At 59.1% G+C, this 8479-nt stretch carries 6 protein-coding genes and 1 pseudogene; 4 read left to right on the top strand and 3 right to left on the bottom strand.

Annotated elements, in window-relative coordinates:
* Positions 1-86: 86 nt before the first annotated feature.
* The 3 genes and pseudogenes from RCH09_RS19000 to pdeM all read left to right on the top strand — a co-directional run.
* Positions 87-635, top strand: a pseudogene (locus RCH09_RS19000) (ATP dependent DNA ligase); the annotation flags it as partial.
* A complete protein-coding gene (locus RCH09_RS18995) occupies positions 632-3082 on the top strand; it encodes a ligase-associated DNA damage response DEXH box helicase (RefSeq protein ID WP_326942716.1) in 2451 nt (816 codons plus the stop codon). The pseudogene RCH09_RS19000 and the gene RCH09_RS18995, both read left to right, overlap by 4 nt.
* A 64-nt stretch (positions 3083-3146) precedes the next feature.
* The gene (pdeM, locus tag RCH09_RS18990; RefSeq protein WP_326942715.1) at positions 3147-3806 is read left to right on the top strand and encodes a ligase-associated DNA damage response endonuclease PdeM; all 660 of its coding nucleotides are present in this window, start codon (positions 3147-3149) and stop codon (positions 3804-3806) included.
* 279 nt (positions 3807-4085) lie between these two features.
* On the opposite strand, the gene RCH09_RS18985 is transcribed toward pdeM, so the two are convergent.
* From RCH09_RS18985 to RCH09_RS18975, 3 genes are all read right to left on the bottom strand, one after another.
* Positions 4086-4703, bottom strand: a complete 618-nt coding sequence (locus tag RCH09_RS18985) for a response regulator transcription factor (protein WP_326942714.1) — start codon at positions 4701-4703, stop codon at positions 4086-4088.
* Positions 4700-7279, bottom strand: coding sequence for a PAS domain-containing sensor histidine kinase (locus RCH09_RS18980; protein ID WP_326942713.1), 2580 nt, complete (start codon positions 7277-7279; stop codon positions 4700-4702). The genes RCH09_RS18985 and RCH09_RS18980 overlap by 4 nt, the downstream gene beginning before the upstream one ends.
* Before the next feature lie 281 nt (positions 7280-7560).
* On the bottom strand, positions 7561-7746 hold the full coding sequence (locus RCH09_RS18975; RefSeq protein ID WP_326942712.1) for a hypothetical protein: 186 nt from the start codon (positions 7744-7746) through the stop codon (positions 7561-7563).
* 369 nt (positions 7747-8115) lie between these two features.
* Here RCH09_RS18975 and RCH09_RS18970 point away from each other — a divergent pair, with 369 nt between their 5' ends.
* Positions 8116-8427 carry a hypothetical protein gene (locus RCH09_RS18970; RefSeq protein ID WP_326942711.1) on the top strand — a complete coding sequence of 104 codons (312 nt, stop codon included), beginning with the start codon at positions 8116-8118 and terminating at the stop codon, positions 8425-8427.
* Positions 8428-8479 lie beyond the last annotated feature (52 nt).

Below are 8479 nucleotides of genomic sequence, written 5' to 3'. Positions count from 1 at the left end.
CCGCCTAATAATTAGGCAGGAGTAGTAGAACACCTGGGTCAGTTTTCAGTCGGCACAACGCCTACAAGTGGGTCAGTTTTCGGTCGGCGCCAACAATCGTTGCTGCCGATTGGGCCGCGCTGGCGACATTGCGTGACGAGTCACGCGTGCGCGCCGTCGAAGGCATGATGCTCAAGGCGGTCGAGGCGCAGTATGGGGTCGGTCGCACCAAGGACGTCGGCACCTGGTGGAAATGGAAGGTCGACCCGTTCAGCGTCGATGCCGTGCTCATTTATGCCCAGAGCGGCAGCGGTCGCCGCGCCTCGCTCTATACCGATTACACCTTCGCCGTGTGGGACAGCGACGACGTCGGCAACCGCAAACTGGTGCCATTCGCGAAGGCGTATTCCGGCTTGACGGATGTCGAAATCGCCGCCGTCGACGCCAGAATACGTCGCACCACGATTGAAAAATTTGGCCCGGTGCGCAGCGTCAAACCGACCATGGTGTTTGAAATCGGGTTCGAAGGCATTGCGCGCTCAAGTCGCCACAAGGCTGGCCTGGCGGTACGGTTTCCGCGCATGTTGCGCATGCGCGAGGATAAAGCGGTGGACGAAGCCGATACCCTGCAAACACTGCTCGGCATGTTGGCGTGACGCCGACCGAGTGGTTCGCCGAACGCGGCTGGAAAATTTTTCCGTTTCAAAAAGCGGTCTGGAAGGCGGCGTTGCAGGGCCAGTCCGGGCTGCTGCATGCGACCACCGGATCGGGCAAGACCTACGCCGTGTGGTTTGCCGCGCTGTCGCGCGCGCTGAAAGAAAAAAAGCCGCCGCGCGGCCTGCGCGTGATCTGGCTCACGCCAATGCGCGCGCTCGCTGCCGACACGCTCCAGGCATTGCAGGCGCCGCTGGCCGACCTGCAACCAGGGTGGACTGTCGGCATGCGCACCGGCGACACCACCTCGGCGGAGCGGGCGCGCCAGCAGCGCCAGTTGCCGTCCGCGCTGGTCACGACGCCGGAGAGCCTCAGCCTGATGCTGTCGCAGGCCGATGCGGCGCAGCGCTTCGGCGGGCTCGACATGCTGATCGTCGACGAGTGGCACGAATTGATGGGCAACAAGCGCGGCGTGCAGACGCAATTGGCCATCGCCCGACTGCGCCAATGGCGGCCTGGCTTGCTGGTATGGGGGCTGTCTGCCACGCTCGGTGACCTGGCGCAGGCGCAATCCGCATTGCTGGGCGAGGCCACGGGCGTCATCGTGGAAGGCGCCGTGCGCAAATCCATCCTGATCGACACGCTGTTGCCGGAGCATCCTGCAAGGTTCCCATGGAGCGGCCACCTCGGACTACAAATGCTGCAGCCGGTGATCGACCAGATCGCAGCGCATGCGACCACGCTGGTGTTTACCAACACGCGCTCGCAAGCCGAGTTGTGGTACCAGAATCTGCTGGCGGCGCGCCCGGACTGGGCTGGTGTGATTGCGCTGCATCACGGTTCGCTCGACAAGTCGGTGCGCGAGTGGGTCGAGGCCGGTCTCAAGCAGGGGGCGTTGAAAGCGGTGGTATGCACATCGAGTCTGGATCTGGGCGTGGACTTTCTGCCGGTCGAGCGGGTATTGCAGATCGGCAGCGCCAAGGGCGTGGCGCGGCTGCTGCAACGCGCCGGCCGCAGCGGACATGCGCCGGGTCGGCCGTCGCGCATCACGCTGGTGCCGACCAACAGCATGGAGCTGCTGGAAGCTGCCGCCGCCAAACGCGCCATCGCGCTCCGCAGTATCGAAACACGGCACGCGCCCGACAAGCCGCTGGATGTCCTGGTCCAGCATCTGGTGACAATCGCGCTTGGCAGTGGCTTTCGCCCGGACGCGTTGCTGGCGGAAGTGCGCACTGCATGGTCGTATCGCCATCTGACGCAAGAGGAATGGGAGTGGGCGCTCGGATTCGTCGCGCACGGTGGGCAGAGCCTGACCGCCTATCCCGAATACCGACGCGTGCTACAGGATCAGGACGGCGTCTATCGCGTGCCGGATAGTGGTCTGGGCCGCCGTCATCGGATGAGCATTGGCACGATCGTCGCGGATGCGTCGATGCAGGTCAAATTCCTCAGCGGCGGAAGGATCGGCACCGTCGAAGAGTCGTTTATCTCACGGATGCAGAAAGGCGACAATTTTCTGTTCGGTGGCCGCATGTTGGAGTTTATCCGGGTCCACGAAATGACCGCGCTGGTCAAACGCGCGACCACCAAAAAGGGCGCCGTGCCGCGCTGGAACGGCGGCAAGATGCCGATGTCGTCCGAGCTTGCCCATGCGATGCTCGACCGTATGCAGGAGGCCTCGCGCGGCGAGTACCAGGGACCGGAGATGCAGGCGATTCGCCCGTTGCTGGAGTTGCAGCAGCGCTGGTCCGCATTGCCCAATGCCGGCCGGCTGGTGCTGGAAACCCACCATAGCCGCGAAGGCCAGCATCTGTTCGTCTACCCGTTTGCCGGCAGGTCGGTGCACATCGGGCTGGCGTCGCTGATCGCCTTTCGCGTCGCAAAAAGAGCACCCGCCACCTTCTCGATCGCCGTCAATGACTATGGCTTCGAACTGCTGTGCGGCGAGCCGTTCGACTGGCAGGCGTTGCTCTCGCAGGTCGATGTCTTTGCCTCTGACAATCTGCTCGAGGACGTGCTCGCCAGCCTGAACGCCGCGGAACTGGCCAGTCGACGCTTTCGTGAAATCGCGCGCATCGCCGGACTGGTGTTCCAGGGCTATCCCGGCCAGCCAAAAAGCACGCGGCAGTTGCAGGCATCGTCAGGTTTGTTCTACGACGTATTTCGCAAATACGACAGCGGCAATTTGTTGCTTACCCAGGCGCAACAGGAAGTGCTGGAGCAGGAGCTGGAGTTGACCCGGCTGCGCGCTACGCTGGTCGAACTGCAACAGCGTGAACTGGCGTTTTTCGTGACGCGCCGCGCCACGCCGTTCGGTTTTCCCCTGATGGTCGAACGCTTTCGCGAAATGCTGAGCACCGAAAAATTGTCCGATCGGGTCGCACGCATGGTCAGGCAACTGGAACAGGACGCGTTGACCGACCGGGACCGAGTCCGGACCGCCACCTGATCCCGCCAATGGCAGCCTCGACTGCGACACGCTGGCGCGAGCGTCGCCGGAGTAGAATTCGCCCGTGATTCAAATCGTCGCTTCAGAAACCCTGCATTTGCTGCCGCAACGGTGTGTCTATTGGCCGCGCGAAAGGATGCTGATCATTGCCGACATCCATCTTGGCAAGGCTGCCGCATTCCGGGCGCAGGGCGTGTCGGTCCCGCATGGCACCACGGCGCAGAATCTGCAGGCGCTGACCTACCTGCTGGCGCAGCATGAGGTGGCAACCGTGCTTTTTCTGGGTGATTTTCTGCATGCGAAAACGGCGCGGGCAGCGCCTACGATGGCTGCGATTGCAGCCTGGCGCGCGCAACATCCGGCTGTGCAACTGATTCTGGTGCGCGGCAATCACGACCTGCACGCCGGCGATCCACCGTCGCACTGGGGCATTGGCGTGGTCGATGAACCGCACCGCCATGGCCCGTTCACGTTTTGCCACCATCCCGCCGAGCTGCCCGGTACCTACGTGATGGCGGGCCACGTCCATCCGGTCTTCAGGCTGTCAAAACGCGGCGACAGCTTGCGTCTGCCTTGTTTTTTGCTGGGGCCGCAGCGCATGATCCTGCCATCGTTTGGCGCCTTCACCGGGGGCTTTGCCATCGCACCGGAAGTAGGTGACAAGGTGTTTGTCGCCACCGATGACGCTGTCTTTGCCGTTGCGCCCTTGCGTTCAACCCCATGATGATGATGACAACGCTTTATCGGATAGCTCGATAAGTGGCTACTTTGATTGATTTGGGACCGTGGTGTTAGGGGTCCAAGGTTGTAGCGGTGCCGCAAGTCAGAAGGCACCAAAAGAAAAACCAGCAACGTCAGAAATTTCTACCAAGGTCCGGTCTTAATTCTGGGTTGCCGTCATAACGCGCAGGCTTCTGCGCAGACGACTGGTCACCGAGCGTTGAATGTTGGAGATTCGGGACGTAGCGCCGCCACGCAGGCGTATTTGGCGCCGCTGCCCGGGCTACTCGATACGGCTATTCTTCCGCTCCATCAAGCGCACCAGTTCCGCCACCGAGGTGACCTCCATCTTCTTCATGACCCGCGCGCGGTGAACCTTGATGGTTTGCTCGACGGTGCCTAACGCCGCTGCCGCCTGCTTGTTTAACTTTCCGGACAGGACAAGCCCCAGTACGTCGCGCTCGCGCGCGGTAAGACGGGCCATGCACAGGTGTATTTTTTCGGTAGCGGTGTTGTGCGCGTTGATTCGACGGCTTTTTTCGATGGCCTCGCGCACGGCGGCGAGCAGCGTCGCACTCTTGACAGGCTTGGTCAGGAAATCAACGGCGCCGAGTTTCATCGCTTGGACACTGGTGCCGATGTCACCATCCCCGGTCAAGAAAATGACCGGCAAGCGGCTTGACCGCCTCGCTAGCTCCTGATGCAGCTCCATTCCGCTCATTCCCGGCATGGAGAGATCCAGCACCAGGCAACCCAACGCGTCGGCGTTATCGCTATCGAGAAATTCTGCTGCAGAGCTGAACACGGCCGTTTTAAAACCCGCCAGCCGCATCAAGCGCGACATCGCTTTTAATACGCTGGCCTGATCGTCGACGAGGAAGACGGTGGCTGGATCGTTCATGTGTTTTTCGCGGTCATGATCGGCAGGGCAAACTGAAAGCTGGCGCCGCCGTCGATGCCATTGGCGGCCCATAGACGGCCGCCATTGGCAACGATGATGTTGCGGCAAATGGATAAGCCGAGACCCATTCCTCCCTCCTTGGTGGTGTAAAAAGGACTGAACATCTTCTCGCTGCCGGTATCGCCGATACCGGGCCCGTGGTCAATGACAGACACGCGCAGGTGATCGTCCTCATCCCATGCCGTGCGCAGAATGACGGTGCGGTTGATGGTCTTGTCCGAATTCATTGAATCGCAGGCATTGGTGATCAGGTTAATCAGCACTTGCTTGATCTGAACGCCGTCGACATTGACCGAAGGCAGTCCGCTGGCCAACTCCGTCTGCACAGACACCTGCTGACGGACCAATTCATTGCGCACCAGCCGGGCGACATCCAGCAGCAGCGCATTGATGTCGTGCGCTTTCACCACCATTTCCTGCCTGCCAAACATCTTTCGCAGGCTGTGAATGACTTCCCCGGCACGGATGTCCTCGTCCACAATATCCTGCAGGATCTCGTCGAGTTCCGGATGACGATCACCGCTCTGTGCCAAATAGAGTTGCGCCGCTTCCGCATTCGCGAGAATCGACATGAGTGGCTGATTCAATTCGTGTGCCATCGCACCGGACAACTCGCCGAGCGAGGCGAGGCGCGAGAGGTAGGTGTGTTCCAGCTGCCGTTGTCCCGTTTCAATTTCGGCCTGTTTGCGCTGCGTGATGTCGACCGAGGCGCCGCGGATCCGCCGCGCCTTTCCATCAGCGCCGAACTCGATGCGCGCACGCGTTGTTATCCATCGTATGGTTTCATCTGGCAACATGATCCGATAGCTGTTTTCATAATAGGCATCGTGAGCATCCGCCACCTCCAAATTCTCGACGAACGGCGGACGATCCTCTGGCACGATGTTGCTGGTGAACGTGGCCATGTTTATCGACTGGTCGGGGGAAAAATACAGGATTGTCCGGCATTGCCGGGACACCAGGAATTCATCCCGCAAGACATCATAGGTCCACATGCCAAGGCCGGCCGCATCGCCTGCGAGGGCCAGCATCTTCTCGTTTTCCTGCAGATCCGCTTCGTTCAATTCAAGGCGGCTCGATAGCAGTGCCGCATACTCTTCGCTGTTTCGCCGGTCGCGCTCCTGATCGGTAATGTCGCGTACCAATGACAGCACGGTATCGGCGTCACTGGGTACGACACGCGCCTCGTACACATGTTCTTGCCCATCCGGCATCGGGAGTCGATATCGGACTTCCTGCAATCCCGAGACGAACGCTGCGGAGATTGCGTCCGCAAAGACACGTGCTGCCGGCTGCGGAAGGATGTCGGTGATACGACGGTGAAGGACCTGCTCGGGCGCCATGTCTAATTGCCTTGGATCGGATGTGTGGACGGACAGGCATTCTCCATTACGGTCATGCGTAAAGACCAGGTCAGGAATCGCCTTGATCATCGCTTGATTCCGTGCTTCGCTCTTCCGCAAAAAGTTATAGGCGGTCTTGATCTCCGAAATATCTGTCACGAAGACAAAAAATCCCGCCACCTGATGATTGATCAGGTGCGGAATGTACCGGGCCAGCGTGTCGCCCACCTCGCCATTCGGCTTGGTCAACGTGCGTTCGAATTGCTGCTTTTCACCCGCCAGGGCGCCCTGGACGTACGGCAGATTCGTCAGGAATACGGCCGGCCCCAACAAGTCTTGCAATCGTGTGCCCAGAATTTGCTCGGGGGTGCGGCCGAACCAGTCGACATACTCCTGATTTGCAAAGGAACAACGCAGATCGCGGGTCCAGTACCCCACCATTCCGGGCGTATTCTCCGCAATGCTTTTCGCGAAATTCTTGTCCTCAAGCGACGCCTTCTCGGCCTTCCGCGCCTGCGAAGCATTGCGATCGCTACACATCAGGGTGAAGCCGAAGCAGAGCAAGACGACCAGGATATGAAACACCAAGTAGGAAGTGCCGTTGATCCCGTTCCGGGAGAACGCAACCTGGCCGGGGTCAGGGTTGTAGGCGAGATAATAAAATGCCCGACTTGCCATAAAAACACCGCAGAGGCCAAAGATGCCCGCTGTAAAAAATTGGCCCGATTGTCGCGCCGGTCGACCAGCGAACAAGAGCATTGCCGACCCGAGGGTCAGGATTGACGTACAGACGGAAATGATGACGTTGCGGGCAGTCAGGTTCGGATCGACGACCGAAAAGTAAAGCAATAGCGCCACTTCGATACCGACGATGGCATGCACGCCCGTGGCGCCGATGCGTGTGCCAACAAAGTCCGCAATGATGATCAGGTACCAGGCAAACGCCAGCAGAATCAATCCATTGCCGGCAACAATGGACAGGACGTCGGGTATGACACCACGCAGCGCGCCGACGATGATCCAGCCCAGCGCCTGGACCAATGTTGCTTTGCCCCACAGCGCCACGCCGCGAACCAGCCCGGGCGAGCCACGGGTAATCACCAGCAGGCCTGCGCCCATCACCGTCGTGTTGACGATCGTTAGAAGGATTATGGTCGGCACATCCAGATTCATCGGGTGGGTTCCTTATCTTACTGACTTGTAATTTGTGCGCATGACATCGTCCCCGCTGATACACAGAATCCATCGAGGCATTCTGTTTGCACGGCGCAATATAACGTACGGATGATTGTTGACGGCTGGTGACTGCAAATCCAAGTCATCCTGGCACCGAGAAACCTTTCCGGCGCCACCATGGCGTGGCCGCAGTCGCCTGGCGCCCGAATCAAAATCCAGGCTTTGCGCCGCCTTGGAACCATGCCTTGTTATACCAAGGTGCAATATCCAAGACGGTTTCATGCCATTACCATCAGACAACAAATAGTGTAGATACCCGTGTTGGTCCAAAAAATTTTTGTCGGGTTGCGTGCCTGTGCATCGTTGCGTTTTTGGCTGGCACGCGTCGTATCTTCGGGGGTGGTGTATTTCTCTCGCCCGGTGAGAAATGCGCTTCGTGTCAAGTTCACATCGGCGTCTTGCAAGACGGCTCAGGAGTGGCCCGTGTTACCCACGCACATGCACGACAGGTCGTCTGCCGCGCCACCAGGATCCAAGACGCCAACGAAGATTGAGCCCGGAAAATAGTGCGTGCCACGGTGCGACATTGTCGATCGCGATTTTCCCTGTCGCGAGTTATTGGGCGACGTCGCGCTGGACGCCTGTCCGCGGTGCAGGGCGCCACATGACGCGCCCCCGACAGGATAGAAAACCCCAACGGATGCAACGCCGACGATCGGCCCAGCATTTTTGCGGCAGTCAGGATTTTATGGAAATGCACGTCCCGGGGCTGGCAGAACAAACGCCAGGTGCCAGGCGAGCAGACATGTGATGGAGTTGAAAATTTATAAGAATTGACTACAACGGGCGACAACGCATCAATCAACAATGCTTTTGGTTCAAATAAAAGATACATCAAAAATAATTATTACTTTATATCTTTTTTTAAAATTTCTTTGGAGCGGGAAATAACGCTTTCAAATTTCAAGATCAGCACGCGCCTTGCCGTCGGCTTTGGATTCGTTGTAATCATGGCGTTGGCACTGAGCGCGGCTGGCAGTTTTGCCATTTATGTCACGAACAAGGCGACGGCGCATACTCTGGACGAAACGCTCGTCAAGGACACCTCGTTATACACAAGTCGTCTGATCGCCAAGTCGTCGTAGAGCACGCATCGTTCGAACAGCAACATGAACATCTTTCAATCCAAGCCAAATC

Source organism: Actimicrobium sp. GrIS 1.19, from assembly GCF_035984655.1.
In the GTDB taxonomy this organism is placed as follows: domain Bacteria; phylum Pseudomonadota; class Gammaproteobacteria; order Burkholderiales; family Burkholderiaceae_D; genus Actimicrobium.
This window is presented reverse-complemented; position numbering and strand designations above follow the sequence as displayed.